The organism is Halomonas sp. ND22Bw (assembly GCF_003011945.1).
Lineage (GTDB): Bacteria > Pseudomonadota > Gammaproteobacteria > Pseudomonadales > Halomonadaceae > Halomonas > Halomonas halophila.
Map to the genome: position 1 here is coordinate 1 of NZ_PXWD01000493.1, position 321 is coordinate 321.

Annotated in this window: 1 protein-coding gene; it reads right to left on the reverse strand. The window is 70.4% G+C overall.

Annotation, left to right across the window (positions count from 1 at the left end; translation table 11 throughout):
- On the reverse strand, positions 1-321 hold a 321-nt coding region (locus CVH10_RS19080), incomplete at both ends, for a hypothetical protein (protein WP_219924842.1).

Here is a 321-nt window from a genome sequence, read left to right on the forward strand (position 1 = left end):
GGCGTGCCGGCGTCCAGGCCCAGGTCAGCGTAGGTCCAGCGCAGTTCGACGCCGTTGGGGACCAGGGCCTTGCACAGGTCCTGTTTGGTGCGGCGCAGGGTGATCTCGACCGGATTGTTGTCCGCCACCGCCACCTCGAAGTCCGACGCCTGGGTGCAGCCGGTGGAATCGACGCGCACGACCAGGGCGCCGTCGGCGAACCGGGCCTCGCGGATGGCCTCGGCCGGCGGGGCGTCGTTGCGGCTAACGTTGACAGAGACGTTCTCGCCCGCGCTGCTGTCATAGATGACGCAGGCGCTCAGCAGGGGGGCGGCCAGGACC